The following is a 16,177-nucleotide window of genomic DNA, read 5'->3' on the forward strand; positions in this document are numbered from 1 at the left end:
CATCAGCGAAGCAGGGAGAGGGGCCGGTCTCGACCAAGACGCTATCCCCTCTCCAACTGCGCCTAGGCAGTAAACTGCCAAGGCTTCGTATCCTCTCCCCTGAAGGGCGAGGACAAGGGAGAGCATCAATGAGAGCCGCCGTCTGTTTCGAGCCCGGCAAGCCGCTGGAAATCCGTGATGTCACCGTCGACAAGCCCGGCCCGCGCGAGGTGCTGATCCGCACCGTTGCCACCGGAGTGTGCCGGTCGGACCTGCATTTCGTCGATGGCAGCTACCCTGCCCCGCTCCCCTTCATTCCCGGCCACGAAGCTGCCGGCATCGTCGAGGCGGTGGGTGACGGCGTCGCCACGGTGAAGGTCGGCGATGCGGTCGTCACCTGCCTCAGCGCCTATTGCGGGCATTGCGAATTCTGCGTCACCGGAAGGATGGCCTTGTGCACCGGCCAGGACACCAAGCGCGGTCCGCACCAGCCGCCGCGCCTCAGCATGGATGGAGCGCCGGTCAACCAGTTGCTCAACCTGTCGGCTTATGCCGAGATGATGCTGGTGCACGAACATGCCTGTGTCGCGATCAATCCGGACATGCCGCTCGACCGGGCCTGCGTGATCGGTTGTGCGGTCACGACGGGCGCCGGCGCGATCTTCAACGCTGCCGATGTCGTGCCCGGTGAAACCGTCGCCATCGTCGGCTGTGGCGGTGTCGGCCTGGCGGCAGTGAACGCTGCCAAGATCGCCGGCGCAGGCCGCATCATCGCGATCGACCCGGTCGCAGACAAGCGCGCGCTGGCGCACAAGCTGGGCGCGACCGATTGCATTGATTCCAGCGCGGATGGCGCTGCCGAAGAGGTGATCGAACTGACCAAGGGCGGCGTGCACCACGCGATTGAAGCCGTGGGCCGTTCAGCCTCTGCCGCCATGGCGGTCAAGGTCCTGCGGCGCGGTGGCACCGCGACGATCCTGGGCATGATGCCGCTCGCCGAAAAGGTGGGTTTGAGCGCGATGGAGCTGCTGCAGGGCAAGAAGCTGCAAGGTTCGCTGATGGGCAACAACCGTTTTCCCGTTGAAATTCCGCGCCTTGTGGAGTTCTACATGCGCGGCATGCTTGACCTCGACACCATCATCGCGGAACGCTTGCCGCTGGAGAGGATCAACGATGCCTTTGATGCGCTGCGGATCGGTGATTCCGCGCGCTCGGTCATCGTCTACAACTGAACAGGTGGGGATTTAATCGCTATGGAACAGATCGACGCACAGGCGACGATGACCGGCACCATGGAAGTGCCCGAACAGGACCGGCTGGACGAGGGCAAGCTCGCCGCGTGGTTCGAGGCGAATGTCGACGGCTTTGAAGGCCCGCTGAGCCTGTCCAAGTTCAAGGGTGGCCAATCGAACCCGACCTACAAGGTCACCACGCCGACCGCATCCTATGTGCTGCGCCGCAAGCCGTTCGGGCCGCTCTTGCCGTCTGCCCATGCGGTCGATCGCGAATACACGGTGCAGGCCGCGTTGTACGACCAGGGCTTCCCCGTCTCGCGCCAGTTCGGGCTGTGCGAAGATGACAGCGTTATCGGATCGATGTTCTACGTCATGGGCTTCACCGACGGCGCGACCTATTGGGACGGGACCCTACCCGACAAGACGCCCGAGCAGCGCACCGCGATCTATCACGCGATGATCGACACGCTCGCGCATCTGCACAGCTTCGATCCGGTCGCGATCGGGCTGGAGGCGTACGGCAAGCCGGGCAACTATTGTGCGCGCCAGATCTCGCGCTGGACCAAGCAGTATCGGCTGTCCGAGACCGAAACGATCCCCGAGATGGACAAGCTCATCGAGTGGCTCGAAAAAACCGTGCCCGAACAGCGCGGCTTCGGCATTGCGCATGGCGACTTCCGCATCGACAACATGATTTTTCACAAGGACGAGCCGCGCGTGCTGGCGCTGCTCGACTGGGAGCTGTCGACCCTGGGCGACCCGATTGCCGACCTGTCATACTTCCTGATGAGCTGGGTACAGCCAGCCGAGGGCCGCAACGGCCTGCTCGACCTCGACCTCAAGGCGCTGGGCATCCCGACGATGGAAGAGGCGCTGGCGCGCTATGTCGAAAAGGCCGGTCTTGATCACACCCCGGACATGGACTGGTACCTGGCGTACAACCAGTTCCGCATCGCCGCCATCCTTCAGGGCATCAAGAAGCGTGTCATCGACGGCACCGCATCGAGCGCGCAGGCCGCACAGATGGCTGAGCGGGTGATCCCGCTGGCGCAGGCGGCCTGGACCTATGCCAAGAAGGCCGGTGCCCAGTGAGTTCGTCCAGCTTCGATCTCACCGGGCGCGTCGCGGTGATTACCGGGTCGTCGCGCGGTATCGGCGCGGCGATCGCGCGGCAGTTTGCCGCCCACGGCGCGAAGGTGGCGATCTCGAGCCGCAATCAGGATGCCTGCGATGCGATGGCGGGCGAGCTGAACGACCGGTACGGTGCGGGCACCGCGATTGCGGTCGCGGCCAGCATCTCGCGCAAGGAAGATCTGCAGCGGCTGGTCGAGCGCACCCGCACTGAGCTGGGCCCCATCGATACCGTCGTGTGCAATGCCGCCAGCAATCCCTATTACGGTCCGATGGCGGGCATCAGCGATGACCAGTTCCGCAAGATCATGGACAACAATATCCTCGCCAATCACTGGCTGATCCAGGCGGCGCTGCCCGATATGCGAGCGGCAGGGCGTGGATCGGTGATCATCATCTCGTCGATCGGCGGGATGCAGGGATCGGGCAGCATCGGCGTCTACAACATCTCGAAGGCCGCCGATTTCCAGCTGGCGCGCAACATGGCCTATGAGTTGGGCCCGGACAATATCCGTGTCAATTGCATCGCGCCGGGGCTGATCCAGACCGATATGGCGCGCGCCTTGTGGGAGGACGAAAAGGTGATGGGCTATGTCCGGCGCATCACCCCGCTACGCCGCATCGGCCAGCCGGACGAGATTGCCGGCGCTGCCGTCTTCCTGGCATCCGACGCATCGACCTATATCACCGGCCAGTCCATCGTCATCGATGGTGGTACAACCATAGCAGCGGCGCTCTGACAGCCGCACAACGGAGGGATGTTCTCATGGATCTTCAAGGCATGGTGGCCATCGTCACCGGCGCAGGCAGCGGCATCGGCAGGGCAAGTTCGCTGCTGTTCGCTCAGCATGGCGCAAAGGTCATCGCCACCGACATTACCGGCAAGCAGGACGATACAGCCGCACAGAACCCCGATGCCATCACCGCAGTACAGGCCGATGTCAGCAAGGAGGCCGATGTGCAGATGCTCGTTGCCAAGGCGATCGAGCTCCACGGACGGCTCGACGTGTTCTTTGCCAATGCCGGGATTTCCGGGGGCTTCGATGGCATTTTCGACCAGACGGTGGAAGAATGGGAGCGCATCCTGCAGATCAACCTGATCGGCCCGTTCCTCGCGATCAAGCACGCGGGCAAGGTGATGGCAGAGGCTGGCAACGGCGGGTCGATCATCTGCACCGCATCGGTCGCGGGTCTGCGATCGGGCGCAGGCGGCCCAGCCTATACCGCCAGCAAGGCGGGCGTGATCAATCTGGTCCGCATCGCCGCACAGCAGCTGACCGGAAGCAACGTGCGGTGCAACGCCATCTGCCCCGGCCTGATCGAGACCGGCATGACCGAGTTCATCTACACCAAGGCGCGCGAAAAGGGCTTCGAGGACAAGATCGGTCAGCTCAACCCGATGCAGCGCGGCGGCATCCCCACCGAGATCGCCGAAGCGGCGCTGTTCCTCGCCTCCGAACGATCCAGCTATGTCAACGGCCACGCTTTGGTCGTCGACGGCGGTTTGACGAGTTCGCACCCCTATGCGCGGCAGCGCTTCGGCCAGACCGCGACATGACCTTCCCCCCCATGGAGCAACGAAAGAGTTTTGATGAGCATGCTTGTGTCTGACCCGGCTGATCTGGGCTTCAACCAGAATTTGCTGGCGCGTATTCCTGCGCATATCCGCAGCAAATATCTGGATACGGGTCGCCTGCCCCATGCCGCGCTGCTGATCGGTCGCGGTAACGAGGTTGCGCACCTTTCGCTGCAAGGCGATGCGCGCGAGGGCCAACCCATCGCCGAAGATGCGATCTTCCGTATCGCCAGCATGACCAAGCCGATCACGTCGATCGCGTTCATGCAGCTGATCGAAGAGGGCAAGATCGCCTTGTCCGATCCGGTGCACCGCGTGATCCCCGAATGGAGGAACCTGGGCGTGTTCGTTTCGGGTGGCGGGGCACAGCCCTTCGTCACGCGCCCGGCCACCCAGCCCATGCGGATGATCGATCTGCTGCGCCACACATCGGGACTGACCTACGGGTTTCAGGAGCGCACTCCGATCGATGCGGCCTATCGCGCGCGCAAGCTGGAAGCGTTTGCCGGTCCCGATCTGGAAGAGTTCATTCGCATCCTTGCGGACATCCCGCTGCAGTTCGATCCGGGCAGCGCGTGGAACTACTCGATCTCGACCGACATTCTGGGAGCCATTCTGCAGCGGGTGGACAACAAGCCGCTCGATGAAGTGATCGCCGATCGCGTGACGCGCCCGCTGGGCATGGTCGATACGCATTTTCAGATACCGGAGGGCAAGCTCGACCGCGTGCCGGATTGCTATGTGTTCCACCCCGAACAGAAGATGAAGCTGTACGATCCGGGCGCGACCACCGCCTGGGGTCGTGCGCCCAGCCAGCTGTCCGGCGGCGGCGGCATGGCATCGACGCTGAGCGATTACCACCGCTTCTGCCGCATGCTACTGGAAGGCGGGACGCTGGAGGGCGCGCGCATCATCGGGCGCAAGACGCTCGACCTGATGGTGGCCAACCACCTGCCCGGCGGCGGCGATCTGACGCAGCACAGCAAAGCGCTGTTCAGCGAGGCGGAGAATGCAGGCGCTGGCTTTGGCCTGGGCTTTGCAACCACCATCGACAACGCCGCGACTGCGGTGCCTGGATCGAATGGTGATTTCTATTGGGGCGGCATGTTCTCCACCGCCTTTTTCGTGGATCCGGCAGAAGACATCATCATGATCTTCATGACGCAGTTGATGCCATCCAGCACCTATCCCATCCGGCGAGAGATCAAGACGATGCTCTACGCCGCTGTTGAATAAGCAAAGGAAACTAACGCCATGTCAGACTCCCCCATTTCCACCGAGAAACGCGGCGACATCCTGATCGTCACGTCGAACAATCCGCCGGTCAACGCGCTGGGTGCGGGCGTGCGCACCGGGCTCGACGCCGCTCTGAACGAAGCGGCTGCCGATGATGGCATCAAGGCCGTCGTCCTGATCTGCGCAGGCCAGACGTTCTTTGCCGGCGCCGACATCACCGAATTCGGCAAGCCGCCGGTCGAGCCGATGCTGCCGGCGGTGATTGGCCGCATGGAAGCGTTCGACAAGCCGGTGATCGCTGCGATCCACGGCACGGCGCTGGGTGGTGGTCTGGAGACCGCCTTGTGCGCGCATTATCGTGTCGCGGTGCCTTCGGCCAAGCTGGGCGTGCCCGAAGTGAAGCTGGGCCTGTTGCCCGGAGCCGGAGGCACGCAGCGCCTGCCGCGCGTCGTTGGCGTCAAGGCTGCGCTCGAAATGACCGCCAAGGGTGACCCCATCCCCGCCAAGCTGGCGCACCAATGGGGCCTGGTCGATGAGCTGGCCGAAGAAGGCGCATTGCTCGATGCAGCGCTGGCACTGGCCGACAAGGTCAAGTCCGTCCGCCCGATCCCCCGCGTCAGCGAACGCGATGCCACGCCCGATGCGGACGCTATCGAGGCGTTCAGGAAGGAAAATGCGCGCAAGTTCCGTGGCTTCGATGCGCCCGCTGCCAACATCGCCTGTGTCGAGGCGGCCACCCGCCTGCCATTCGCCGAAGGCATCGACTTCGAGCGCACCGAGTTCATGAAGCTGATGTTCGGATCGCAGTCTGCAGCCCAGCGGCACATTTTCTTCGCCGAACGCAAGGCGAGCAAGATCGACGGCATTGCCAGCGACATCGCGCTGCGTCCCATCACCAAGGTCGGCGTGATCGGTGCGGGCACCATGGGTGGCGGCATCACCATGAACTTCCTGTCAGCAGGCATCGCGGTGACGATCGTCGAGCAGGCAGAAGACGCGCTCACCCGCGGCGTCGGCGTGATCCGCAAGAATTACGAAGCCAGCGCTGCCAAGGGCCGCCTGACGACCGAACAGGTCGAAAAGGCGATGGGGCTGCTGACGCCATCGCTGACGCTCGACGATCTGGCCGATTGCGACCTGATCATCGAGGCGATCTTCGAGAACATGGACGTCAAAAAGGAGGTGTTCGGCAAGCTCGATGCGATCGCCAAGCAAGGCGCGATCCTGGCGAGCAACACCAGCTATCTCAACGTAGACGAGATTGCGGCATCGACCAGCCGTCCGCAGGATGTGGTGGGCATGCACTTCTTCTCGCCCGCCAACGTGATGAAGCTGCTTGAAGTCGTGCGCGGGGCGAAGACCGCCGATGATGTGCTTGCCACCGTCATGGCGCTGTCGAAGAAGATCAAGAAGGTCGCGGTCGTCGCCGGCGTCTGCCACGGCTTTATCGGCAACCGCATGCTGATGCCGCGCCAGGTCGAGGCCAACAAGCTGCTGATGGAAGGCGCAACGCCCGAGCAGATCGACCGCGTCCATGTCGAGTTCGGCATGCCGATGGGTCCGTTCCAGATGAGCGATCTGGCTGGCGTCGATATCGGCTGGCACCGTGACCCGACCCGCATCGAGAGCATCCGCGACGCGCTGTGCGCCGAGGATCGCTGGGGCCAGAAAAAGGGCGCAGGCTTCTATGACTATGACGCCAAGCGCAATCCCACGCCTAGCCCGCGCGTTGCCGAGATCATCGAGGATTTCCGTTCGCGCTCGAACATGCCGCGCCGCGAGATCACCGATCAGGAGATCATCGAGCGCACGCTCTACACCATGGTCAACGAAGGCGCGATGATCCTGGAGGAAGGCATGGCGCAGCGTGCGTCGGACGTCGATGTCGTCTGGATCTACGGCTATGGCTGGCCGGTCTATCGCGGCGGCCCGATGTTCTGGGCAGGGCTGGAAGGCACTGGCAAGATCGTCGAAGGCTTGCAGAAGCACGGCTTTGCCGTGTCGCCATTGCTGGCGGAAAAGGCGGAGAAGAGCGAGGGGTTCTAAGATTCCCGCGGTCCTGCCGAAACAAAAAACCCCGCCGGATCGCTCCGGCGGGGTTTTTCACATTAATTCAGGCGATCAGACTTATGCCGCGCCCAGGATGGCGTCGACAGCGGGCTTGTTCGCGGCACTGACCGTGCCCTTCTCGCGCAGCTCGGCGCCAACCGGCTTGGCTGCCTCGAGATAGCTTGCCTCACCCGTGGACTGGTTGAGCCCGATCAGGCTGGAGAACTCGGCATTGGCAAGATCGGCCGATGCCGGATCGGTTGCCCGACCTTCCTTGGCGATCGCAAGCGCCTGTTCGAAATGCGGCTGCGCGGCGGCCTTGTCCTGCCTGTTCAGGCTGAAGTTGCCCAGGTTGACCAGGATGGACACCAGCGTGTTACGAACGCCTGTGTTCGCCTTGTCGGCCTCATACACCTTCATCCACTCAGGAGCAGCTTCGGTGTAAAGCGGTGCAATGGCATCGATGTTGCCTTGCGCGCCCTTCGAGTTGGCGAGGATCGTCAATGCGCTGGCGAGGAATCCGGCGTTCTGAATGTTGGCAGGATCGCGCGCGACGATTTCGCGGATCGTGGGCAGCGCTGGTTCAAGCTTGGCAGCCACTTCGGCGTGGTTGCCGGCAGCCTGCGCTTGCTGTGCAGCGGTGAAATCGGCGATGGCCTTGTTCTGCGCCTCGACCTGTTCGGGTGTCAGTGCAGCAGCAGGAGCTTGCGTGGCCTGCGTATTCTGGGCTCCAGCGGGGGCTTGCGCAGCCTGAGCGTCCGGCTTGCCGGCAGGTGACGCGGCGTCCTGTGCTAGGGCGGGGACAGCCAGCGCAGCGGACGAGAAAAACAAGGCAGTAATCGCAGATTTCAACATGGGGGATGATCTCCTGAAGTGGTGACGACACCAGCCGACCGTACGGACAACCCATGGGGCATTGAAACGGTGCGGCTGCATCGCGACGAAAAACGATAGCAACGTTTCAAAAACGCAGGTTTCGGGCTATCGTTCCGGCATTAGCCGGTGGCACTACAGCAAAAGTGATAGGCAGCGTCAAATGCCGCCCTGCGATGCGCCCGCGCTGCCAGCGCCTCGCCATCGGCGCCCCACAGTTCTTCCTGCCACAACTCTTCAAGGCAGATCGCCCGCCAAATCGTTTCGGAATCAAAGGCTTTTTCGATCAGCGCGAGCGATGAGACCAACGAGCCCCCGATGCTCGTCAAAGTCGAAAAAGCCGCCAGAGCGAACGGATCCATCGCTTCAACGGGGCTCCTCAAGCGCGACAGACTGTGCGGTGATTGCGGCTGGTGGATGATCCCCGCAACACGGATCAGCTTGATATCATACCGATTTTCCGCCCACGCCAGCACCGGCTCCCAGTCCTTATCCTGCCTTTCAGCAAGCGGGTCGCCGGGGTCAGCGCGGTAGCAAAGGGTATCGCTTTCGCCATAGGCAGCGATATCATCGACGAACCGCTGCCGCTGCGCAGCGACCTGATCGATCGCGGCGTTGGCAAAGCCGGTATGCGGCATCGACGCAATGACGATCTCATCGCCCTGCCCATCCCACTCGGCTGCGACCGCCTGCGCCATCGCGAGCGTCGGCAACACCAAGGGCTGGCGCATCGGGGTCTTTACCGGTCGGCCATCAAGCAACAGGGCATAGCCATCGTCGACGGGCTCGGTGGTCACGGTCTTGTAGAAACGCTTCATCGAGGTCTTTTCACTCTTCGGGCGGCGGGGATTTCCAGCGGGCAACCAGCATCTGAGGCAGGATGACCATCGCCATGACGCCTGCAGCGAGCAACACATAGCCGAACTCGCCAGGCACAGCCGTGACACGGCCATAGGTAATCGCGACGGCCAGGGCGATCATCAGCGCGCCTGCGAGCCGAACCAGGCCGATGATGAAGAAACGCGAACGTGCGACCCGATCGTCGGCGGTCATCGCGGCCCCTGGATGATCTGGTCGAACAGCTGATCCATGTCGAAGGCGATCGATGCCGCGCCTGCCGCTTCAAGCTCGTGGGCATCGTGATAGCCCCAGTCCACACCAATTGCGCGGACGCCGGCTGCCACGCCCATCGCCATGTCGTAGCTGGTATCACCGATGATCACGGCATGCTCGGGCGACGCCCCTGCATCGGCCAGCGCCTGATGGATCATCGAGGGATGCGGCTTGGAGGGGTGCCGGTCAGCGGTCTGCAGCGAGATGAAGCGCTGCTTGATGCCATGATGCGTCAGGCACAGGTCCAGCCCGCGGTCCGACTTGCCGGTTGCGACCGCCAGCAACCAGCCGGCGGCATCGAGCCGGTCGAGCAGATGTACCAGGCCGTCATAGAGCGGCTCATGCTGCAGGCTGCCGTTGCCGCGCAGCTCGTGAAAGGCATTCTTGTAGTGATCTGCCAATGCATCATGCAGCGCCGGATCTGCCTCTGGCACCATGATGCGCATCGCCTCGACGAGCGACAGTCCGACAATGCGCCGAACGTGATGATGGTCAGGATGACCCAGCCCTTCGGCTGCAAAAGCCATCTCCATCGCACGGCAGATGTTCGCTTGGCTGTCGACCAGCGTTCCATCGCAGTCGAAGATTGCGAGCCTGACCGTCATGGACGCTTGGGGCCCCGCTTCGGCGCGGCGCGCGGCGTGGTCGGTTTGGCAGGCTTGCCCCTTGCGGCGGGCTTGGCCGAGGTCGAACGGCTGCGACGCTCGCCGCGGCGTTCCTTGCGCAGCGTCTTGGCGTGCGCGCGTGCCTGCTGCTTCTTGATTTCGCGGGTCGCAGGCGCCGGGCCTTCATCGGCGAAAACAGCGTCGCCCAGCGACATATCGAAGCCCAGACTGACCATGGAATCCGCAAAATGCTCGGGCAGCTCCGCGGTCACGTCAAGCGCAGGACCATCGGGGTGCGGAATACGCAGCCGGCGGGCATGCAGATGCATCTTTCGGCTGATCGTTCCGGTCAGAAACGCGTTCTGGCCGCCATATTTGCCATCGCCGACAATCGGGTGACCGATCGCGGCCATATGCACGCGCAGCTGGTGGGTGCGCCCGGTGAACGGTTGCAAGGCCACCCAGGCGGCGCGCGAGCCGGCACGCTCGATCACCTGATAGGCGGTGCGGGAAGGCTGGCCGTTTTCCTCGTCGACATGCATCTTCTCGCCGCCGGTGCCCGGCTGCTTGGCCAGCGGCAGTTCGATCAGGCCCGAATAGATGTCGGGCACGCCGACAACGAGCGCCCAATAGACCTTCTTGGCGTTGCGACCGGCGAACTTCTTGGAGAAATAGGCGGCGCTGCCCGGGGTGCGCGCCAGCAGCAGCACGCCCGACGTATCCTTGTCGAGCCGATGCACCAGCTTGGGACGAACCGGGCTGTCGTACATCAATGCCTCGGTCAGACCGTCGACATGCGCATGGGTGCGGGTGCCGCCCTGTGTGGCGAGCCCTGGCGGCTTGTTGATCACGACGGCCGCACGATCACGATGAATGACCATCGACTGCGCATAGGCGACCTGCTCGTCGCTCAGGCTCTTGGGCACGGTCCGCGCCGCAGCCGGGCGCTGTTCGGTGTCACCATCGGCAGGCGGAATGCGGATCGTCTGACCGGCAACGATGCGATCTCCTGGACCGACGCGCTTGCCGTCCAGCCGTACCTGCCCCGTCCGCGCCCAGCGCGAGACAAGGTTGAAATTCACATCGGGCAGATGGCGATGGAACCAGCGGTCGAGGCGGATGCCATCGTCGTCGGTATCGACGGTGAACTGCCGGGCTTCGGCGGATTCCCTCGCGATGGCACTGCCTGCTGCTGCAGGACGCGCTCGCGCTGCCACGCGGGGCCGCGCTGCTGCGGTCTTGGCTACTGGCGGCTTCATGGGATCGCCCTTGTCAAAGTAAACCCGATCGCCAGAGCCGCAACCGACAGCACGACCGAAGCCAGCGCATAGCCCAGCGCGGACCCAAGCTGGCCGCGTTCGATCATCTGGAACAGTTCGAGCGAAAAGGCGGAGAAAGTCGTGAACCCGCCCAGCATGCCCACGCCCGCAAACAGGCGAACAGGTTCGGCTGCATCGCCTTTCAGCACGAGCGCAGCCAGAGCGCCCATCAGCAGCCCGCCGATCACGTTGACGCTCAGCGTTGCGAGGGGAAAACTGCCATGGCCCAGCCGAAGGGCAAGCAACGTGGCCTGAAAACGCAAGGCTGCGCCCAAAGCGCCGCCCGCCATCACCAGTCCGGTGGCCTTGAATGTCAAATGCGCGTCCATCCCGCTGCCTTAGCGGGATTGGACGCGCATTGGGAAGAATTATTCAACCTGCGTCGCGATCAGGCCGAATGACCGTCTGGTTGCGGTCATGCCGGCCCGTTCAGGCAGGTGCCGGTTAGCGCTGCAGCATCATGGCGATCCATCCGGCTTCGGCCTTGGCAATGCTGCGCGGCGGCAAGGCGCCCGAGCACTCCAGGCACCATGCCTGCACGCCCTGTGCGCCACTGAGCACCTGCATATCGCCCAGTGCCTGACCCAGAACCGCACGCTGCTGCCATGCGAGGCGCGCAACCATGCCCCTGCCCTGCTGCTGGCCATCTTCGGTCGGTGCGAACATGCCCGCGATCAACTGCTCGAAAGGATCGGGTTCAGTCTGCAGATCGTGAACAGCATAGCCACCTTTTGACAGCTTCGCACGGCTGGCTGCTTCGGCAATCGCGTCGTCGATGGATCCGAACCGATCGACCAGTTTGATCTGACGCGCAGTGCCGCCATCCCAGACTCGTCCCTGCGCGATATTGTCGACCTGATCGACGGTCATGCCGCGCGCCTTGCCGACGAGCGCCAGGAAACGGCGATAGTCGTGCTCGATCGACCCCTGGATCAATGTGTCGACGGTGCTGTTGAAGCCGCCCAGGATATCCGGCTGGCCCGACAACTGCGTGGTCGCAACGCCATCGGCGCGGATGCCATATTCTGCCAGGGCACGTTCGAAGCTTGGCAATACCGCGAAAATGCCGATCGATCCGGTAATGGTCGAAGGCTCAGCGAAAATCGTGTCTCCTGCCGTTGCCACCCAATAGCCGCCGCTGGCCGCAACATTGCCCATGGACACGACCACGGGAATCTTGCGGGCACGGTACTGCTCGATCGCGCGACGGATCTGTTCCGAGGCAAATGCCGAACCCCCCGGCGAATCCACACGGACGACCAGAGCCTTGAGGTTGTCGCGCTTCAGGCCTTCATGCAGCAATTCCTCGATCCGGTCGCCACCTGCGGTTCCCGGCCCGGCATCACCATCAACGATCGTGCCTGCGATGGTCACGACCGCGACTTCGTCGCCGCCGGTCTTGGCAGGGTTGGCAGCAGCCCAGTCCTTGAGACTGGTGTGCTTGAATGCTCCAGGGCCCTCGTCTTCGTCGGCTCCGGCGAGCGCGGCAACACGCTTGCCGAATGCGGTCCTGTCACCTGCCTTGTCGATGATCTTGCGATCCATCGCGACCTTGACCAGGTCGCCATTGGCCGCCGTGATCGCGGCAGCAGGGTCGGCGATATAGCTGGCTAGGTCAGCCTTGGGCCGCGTCTTTTTCACCGTTGCCTGCCAGTTGTCCCAGATCGGGCGATACACGGCCAGCAGCGCCTCTTCCGCTTCGGGCGATTGCTCGGAGCGCAGATAGGGTTCGACTGCGCTCTTGAAGGTGCCGACGCGATAGACATGCGCGGTCACCTTGAACCGATCGAGAAAATCCTTGTAGTACAAGCGCGAGCCGCCCGGGCCGGTGAAGGCTGCGCCGCCCATCGGGTCGACCCAGATTTCGCTGCCGTGCGCGGCGAGCATATAGGCATCGTCGCTGTAGAAAGTCGCAAAGCTGTACACCGGCTTGCCCTTGGCACGTGCACGGCCCAGCGCCTCACCCACCTGTTGCAGCGAGACCTGCCCACCGCCCATGAAGCTGTCGAGATCGAGCGCGATGACCTTGATGCGGTCGTCCTGCGCGGCGGTGTCGATGGCGCGGATCAGGTCGCGCTCACGGAATTGCTTGAGCGGAGCCTGACCGCCGAGCAATGCCGCAATCGGGTCGCTGTTTTCAGGTTCTTCAACGATCACGCCGTCGAGCGTCACAAGAAGCGCGCCATCGGTCACCGCCGCCGGATTGGGCCGCCATGACAAGGCTGCGAGAATCAGGCCGAAGAACATCAACATGGCCAACAGGACCAGACCGTCCTTGATCGCCACCAGCACCTTCCAGGCGCTTTTCACAAAACCCATTATCTGCTCCGCATCGGGCGGATGTGCCCCAGCCTTCTATCTAGGCATACCGGAACCGATTTGCCACAGCTTCGCGCGACAGACGGCTCATGGCGTTCGATAGCCGACTTCGGCGCGATCACCAGCGCAGCAGTGCCGGGACGATGAGCCTCCCGGCGATCGTGCAGCCCGCAAGCGCTATCGTGTACCAGGTGCCGATATACAGGACCACATTCTCGCTACAGGCGACGCTATAGGCTGCCGCCCCCAGGCTGCCTGCTGCCAGACCGACGAGCCAGCCAGCGCTGACCGGATCGACGGCCGCGCCGCGCCGCAGCCACAGCACCATCGCGCCTCCCACGGCCAGGGCGCACAAGGCGCTCATCCGCAGACACTCCAGCCCATAACGCGGGTCAAGAATGCTGATCGCCTGCGCAGCGGTGTCGATGGTCACCAGCCATGTCAGCAGCGCGCCCGCCGGAAAGAGCATCGCCACCCCCAACGCCCAGCGCCACCAGCCTGGCCGACGCACGCCGATGCCGGGGCTGGCCGCCGCGAGGACCGCCGTTGCGGCCCCGATCCCCAGTGCCAGCAAAACCGCCGACCTCAAGACGAACATGGCGTGCGGCGCACCATTCGCCAGATCACCCCTGATACCGAGCCAGGCCGATATCGCCACACCGCAAGCGACGGCGACCAGCAATGCAAGCGCAAGCCCTTGCCCGGGCTTCAATCGCCGGATCGGCTGAAGGTCGCCGATCAGCGTGTCGATGAAGCGATCGTCCTCGCCGGGCTGCGCCGTCGCAGGGGGTTTGGTGTCCATTATCTGTCCAAACTGTCGTCGCCCGCATGTGGCACATGCCGGGCTGCCTTGGAGGCGTTCAAAATATGTGTGCGGCGTTCGGGTTCGCGAGCCATTCGGTTACACATCCTCTATCAATGCGCTCATCCGTCGGATGCCGCGATGGATGTTGACCTTGACGAGAGATTCAGACTGGCCGGTGCGTTCAGCCGCTTCGGCAATGCTGTATCCGGCAATCTTGACCAGCCGGATGACCTCGGCCTGGCGTTCGGGAATCTGGAGCAACAGCGCGTCGATACTGAGGCAACTGATCATCGAATCGTCCTGAGGCGCCGCTTGCAGCGCTTCATCGAGCCCGGTTTCGGCTGCCCGATAGACCCTGCGCAGATGGTCTATCCAGCGATAGCGGGCGATCGCCGCCAGCCAGGGCAGAAACGCGCGGGCACCGTCAAAGGTCGCGCGCTTGCGGTGCACGGAGATCAGCGTCTCCTGCACCAGATCGTCGATTTGCGAAGGCGGGATGCGGCGAGAGAAATACCGCGTGAGCCACAGCTGGCACTCGCGCAACAGGCGCTGATACGCCTGCCGGTCCCCTGCCTGCGCAGCCAGCATCAATTGCCGCAATGTATCGTCCTGGCTGGCCATTGCCTTGGGAAGCTAGGCCGCCAGCCTGTCGGTAGCAAGCATCAGCGCGACACTGCCTTCGGCGAGAGCCGCCCATCGGTAAGGCGATCAAGCGCGAACATGCCGCCGCCGCGCGCCAGCAGGACCAGCGCAAGCCCAAACCACATGACATGCGGAGACCAGAAGGCTTCCGGATAGACAAACAGCTGGATGACCGCCGTCATCACAAACAGCCCTGCCGCACCCAACCGCGTTGCCAGCCCCAGCATGACCATCATCGACAGGGCATGTTCGGCATAGGTGGCCAGGATGCCGGTAATCTCAGGCAGGGGCATATGATATTCGTCGCGGAACAGATCATAGGTGATCGGGTCGATCGTCAGCCAGCTGTCGTCCTCGATCTTGGTGCGGGCTGACCGCCAGAACTGTGCCGCCAGCGCAAGCCGGACCAGCAGCAGCGCGATCCCCTCGAACCAACGGGTCTGCAATGGCGCAATCATGCGCAGGCCAAGGGCTTTCATCAATCCACGCTTCCACACAATCGATATGAGCTGACGCTCGAGCCGCAGCCGGAAAGCCATGCGCCATCAATCCGCGCCTATCCCCCCGGCCTTGCCAGCATCCCCGCACCGATGAGTGCAAAAATGGCCGGCAACGCCTCAGCCTCTTTTGCGGTTTCGATGGCCACGGCCAGAAGGTTACGCATGGTGACAGGTTTTTGCGCGCATCTGGCAAGCGCTGCCTGCAGTGCATCCAGCGGATGCAGCAGCACCTCGGCATCGGGCCTCGTGATCAGCAGGTGGCGCGCATCGCCGGGCGCCGATCCGGCAAGCTCTGGCAGCATGACCGCAATGTCCGTTTGCACCGCAACCAGACGGGTTGCCGGATGCATGGCAAGTTTCAGGTCAAGCAGGCCTTCCTCGTCCAGGCCGGCCAGATCCGAGAGATCGAGCGCGGGTGCTTCCGCCGCATGATAACTGTGCAGCCAGGCCCATTCGACCGCTGCGAGGTCGCACTGCGCGGCATCTGCGCCATGGTCAGCCAGGAATTCGGCAAAGCCCGCGCCGATATGCATCAGCTTGCGCGAACGCACATCGGGAAGGTCGACGAAGACCCTGGACAGGGCATTGAAAGCGTCATGCCCCATCCTCTCGCGCGTGCGCGGGAATGTGTGTTCGAGCGCCACGAGGCGGGCATGGCTGATCGTATTGGCGTGTGCCTTGAGGCCCAACAGCACCCAGTCTGGCTCGCCCGCGAACACCCCATCCGGAAAAGCCGACGGCCCGTGCTGCAACACGGCGATGAAACGTGCCTGATCTTTCGCCAGATCCCCCATT

At 63.4% G+C, this 16,177-nt stretch carries 17 protein-coding genes; 6 read left to right on the plus strand and 11 right to left on the minus strand.

What is annotated here, in order from left to right; genetic code table 11:
* The first annotated feature begins 128 nt into the window (after positions 1-128).
* From D618_RS0109250 to D618_RS0109275, 6 genes are read left to right on the plus strand one after another with little or no spacing between them, the layout of a single operon-like run.
* Positions 129-1,211 (plus strand): Zn-dependent alcohol dehydrogenase, encoded by a 1,083-nt coding sequence (locus D618_RS0109250; RefSeq protein ID WP_017671229.1) that lies wholly within the window; start codon positions 129-131, stop codon positions 1,209-1,211.
* Between the two features lie 21 nt (positions 1,212-1,232).
* On the plus strand, positions 1,233-2,306 hold the full coding sequence (locus D618_RS0109255) for a phosphotransferase family protein (RefSeq protein WP_017671230.1): 1,074 nt from the start codon (positions 1,233-1,235) through the stop codon (positions 2,304-2,306).
* Entirely contained in the window at positions 2,303-3,085 is a 783-nt protein-coding gene (locus D618_RS0109260; protein WP_017671231.1) for an SDR family oxidoreductase, read from the plus strand. Before D618_RS0109255 ends, D618_RS0109260 begins: the two co-directional genes overlap by 4 nt.
* A gap of 26 nt (positions 3,086-3,111) precedes the next feature.
* Positions 3,112-3,903, plus strand: a complete 792-nt coding sequence (locus tag D618_RS0109265; RefSeq protein ID WP_017671232.1) for an SDR family oxidoreductase — start codon at positions 3,112-3,114, stop codon at positions 3,901-3,903.
* 39 nt (positions 3,904-3,942) lie between these two features.
* On the plus strand, positions 3,943-5,157 hold the full coding sequence (locus D618_RS0109270) for a serine hydrolase domain-containing protein (RefSeq protein WP_026091488.1): 1,215 nt from the start codon (positions 3,943-3,945) through the stop codon (positions 5,155-5,157).
* An 18-nt stretch (positions 5,158-5,175) separates the two neighbouring features.
* A complete protein-coding gene (locus D618_RS0109275) occupies positions 5,176-7,203 on the plus strand; it encodes a 3-hydroxyacyl-CoA dehydrogenase NAD-binding domain-containing protein (protein ID WP_017671234.1) in 2,028 nt (675 codons plus the stop codon).
* A gap of 81 nt (positions 7,204-7,284) precedes the next feature.
* Here the strand turns inward: D618_RS0109275 and D618_RS0109280 are convergent, their stop codons facing one another.
* From D618_RS0109280 to D618_RS0109330, 11 genes are all read right to left on the minus strand, one after another.
* Positions 7,285-8,061 (minus strand): tetratricopeptide repeat protein, encoded by a 777-nt coding sequence (locus tag D618_RS0109280; RefSeq protein ID WP_026091489.1) that lies wholly within the window; start codon positions 8,059-8,061, stop codon positions 7,285-7,287.
* Positions 8,062-8,201: 140 nt separating this feature from the next.
* The gene (locus D618_RS0109285; RefSeq protein ID WP_017671236.1) at positions 8,202-8,897 is read right to left on the minus strand and encodes an ATP12 family protein; all 696 of its coding nucleotides are present in this window, start codon (positions 8,895-8,897) and stop codon (positions 8,202-8,204) included.
* A 10-nt stretch (positions 8,898-8,907) separates the two neighbouring features.
* The gene (locus D618_RS0109290) at positions 8,908-9,132 is read right to left on the minus strand and encodes a hypothetical protein (protein ID WP_017671237.1); all 225 of its coding nucleotides are present in this window, start codon (positions 9,130-9,132) and stop codon (positions 8,908-8,910) included.
* Positions 9,129-9,797, minus strand: coding sequence for an HAD-IA family hydrolase (locus D618_RS0109295; protein WP_017671238.1), 669 nt, complete (start codon positions 9,795-9,797; stop codon positions 9,129-9,131). Before D618_RS0109295 ends, D618_RS0109290 begins: the two co-directional genes overlap by 4 nt.
* Entirely contained in the window at positions 9,794-11,056 is a 1,263-nt protein-coding gene (locus tag D618_RS0109300; protein ID WP_017671239.1) for an RluA family pseudouridine synthase, read from the minus strand. Before D618_RS0109300 ends, D618_RS0109295 begins: the two co-directional genes overlap by 4 nt.
* Positions 11,053-11,406 (minus strand): fluoride efflux transporter CrcB, encoded by a 354-nt coding sequence (crcB, locus tag D618_RS0109305; RefSeq protein ID WP_238550654.1) that lies wholly within the window; start codon positions 11,404-11,406, stop codon positions 11,053-11,055. The genes D618_RS0109300 and crcB overlap by 4 nt, the downstream gene beginning before the upstream one ends.
* A gap of 154 nt (positions 11,407-11,560) precedes the next feature.
* Positions 11,561-13,435 carry a signal peptide peptidase SppA gene (gene sppA / locus D618_RS0109310; RefSeq protein WP_017671241.1) on the minus strand — a complete coding sequence of 625 codons (1,875 nt, stop codon included), beginning with the start codon at positions 13,433-13,435 and terminating at the stop codon, positions 11,561-11,563.
* A 118-nt stretch (positions 13,436-13,553) separates the two neighbouring features.
* Positions 13,554-14,237 carry a DUF1109 domain-containing protein gene (locus tag D618_RS0109315; RefSeq protein WP_017671242.1) on the minus strand — a complete coding sequence of 228 codons (684 nt, stop codon included), beginning with the start codon at positions 14,235-14,237 and terminating at the stop codon, positions 13,554-13,556.
* A gap of 99 nt (positions 14,238-14,336) precedes the next feature.
* The gene (locus D618_RS0109320) at positions 14,337-14,861 is read right to left on the minus strand and encodes a sigma-70 family RNA polymerase sigma factor (RefSeq protein WP_017671243.1); all 525 of its coding nucleotides are present in this window, start codon (positions 14,859-14,861) and stop codon (positions 14,337-14,339) included.
* 41 nt (positions 14,862-14,902) lie between these two features.
* A complete protein-coding gene (locus D618_RS0109325; RefSeq protein ID WP_017671244.1) occupies positions 14,903-15,421 on the minus strand; it encodes a DoxX family protein in 519 nt (172 codons plus the stop codon).
* 17 nt (positions 15,422-15,438) lie between these two features.
* The gene (locus D618_RS0109330) at positions 15,439-16,176 is read right to left on the minus strand and encodes a putative DNA-binding domain-containing protein (RefSeq protein WP_017671245.1); all 738 of its coding nucleotides are present in this window, start codon (positions 16,174-16,176) and stop codon (positions 15,439-15,441) included.
* Between the last annotated feature and the right edge of the window lies 1 nt (position 16,177).

Source organism: Blastomonas sp. AAP53, from assembly GCF_000331245.1.
Classification (GTDB): Bacteria; Pseudomonadota; Alphaproteobacteria; order Sphingomonadales; family Sphingomonadaceae; genus Blastomonas.

What these genes read in the sequence shown, in the direction of transcription:
- D618_RS0109250 (WP_017671229.1), top strand. Translation starts at nt 129, where the DNA reads ATGAGAGCCGCCGTCTGTTTCGAGCCCGGCAAGCCGCTGGAAATCCGT.
- D618_RS0109255 (WP_017671230.1), top strand. Translation starts at nt 1,233, where the DNA reads ATGGAACAGATCGACGCACAGGCGACGATGACCGGCACCATGGAAGTG.
- D618_RS0109265 (WP_017671232.1), top strand. Translation starts at nt 3,112, where the DNA reads ATGGATCTTCAAGGCATGGTGGCCATCGTCACCGGCGCAGGCAGCGGC.
- D618_RS0109270 (WP_026091488.1), top strand. Translation starts at nt 3,943, where the DNA reads ATGCTTGTGTCTGACCCGGCTGATCTGGGCTTCAACCAGAATTTGCTG.
- D618_RS0109275 (WP_017671234.1), top strand. Translation starts at nt 5,176, where the DNA reads ATGTCAGACTCCCCCATTTCCACCGAGAAACGCGGCGACATCCTGATC.
- D618_RS0109280 (WP_026091489.1), bottom strand. Translation starts at nt 8,061, where the DNA reads ATGTTGAAATCTGCGATTACTGCCTTGTTTTTCTCGTCCGCTGCGCTG.
- D618_RS0109285 (WP_017671236.1), bottom strand. Translation starts at nt 8,897, where the DNA reads ATGAAGCGTTTCTACAAGACCGTGACCACCGAGCCCGTCGACGATGGC.
- D618_RS0109290 (WP_017671237.1), bottom strand. Translation starts at nt 9,132, where the DNA reads ATGACCGCCGACGATCGGGTCGCACGTTCGCGTTTCTTCATCATCGGC.
- D618_RS0109295 (WP_017671238.1), bottom strand. Translation starts at nt 9,797, where the DNA reads ATGACGGTCAGGCTCGCAATCTTCGACTGCGATGGAACGCTGGTCGAC.
- D618_RS0109300 (WP_017671239.1), bottom strand. Translation starts at nt 11,056, where the DNA reads ATGAAGCCGCCAGTAGCCAAGACCGCAGCAGCGCGGCCCCGCGTGGCA.
- crcB (WP_238550654.1), bottom strand. Translation starts at nt 11,406, where the DNA reads ATGGCGGGCGGCGCTTTGGGCGCAGCCTTGCGTTTTCAGGCCACGTTG.
- sppA (WP_017671241.1), bottom strand. Translation starts at nt 13,435, where the DNA reads ATGGGTTTTGTGAAAAGCGCCTGGAAGGTGCTGGTGGCGATCAAGGAC.
- D618_RS0109315 (WP_017671242.1), bottom strand. Translation starts at nt 14,237, where the DNA reads ATGGACACCAAACCCCCTGCGACGGCGCAGCCCGGCGAGGACGATCGC.
- D618_RS0109320 (WP_017671243.1), bottom strand. Translation starts at nt 14,861, where the DNA reads ATGGCCAGCCAGGACGATACATTGCGGCAATTGATGCTGGCTGCGCAG.
- D618_RS0109325 (WP_017671244.1), bottom strand. Translation starts at nt 15,421, where the DNA reads ATGGCTTTCCGGCTGCGGCTCGAGCGTCAGCTCATATCGATTGTGTGG.
- D618_RS0109330 (WP_017671245.1), bottom strand. Translation starts at nt 16,176, where the DNA reads ATGGGGGATCTGGCGAAAGATCAGGCACGTTTCATCGCCGTGTTGCAG.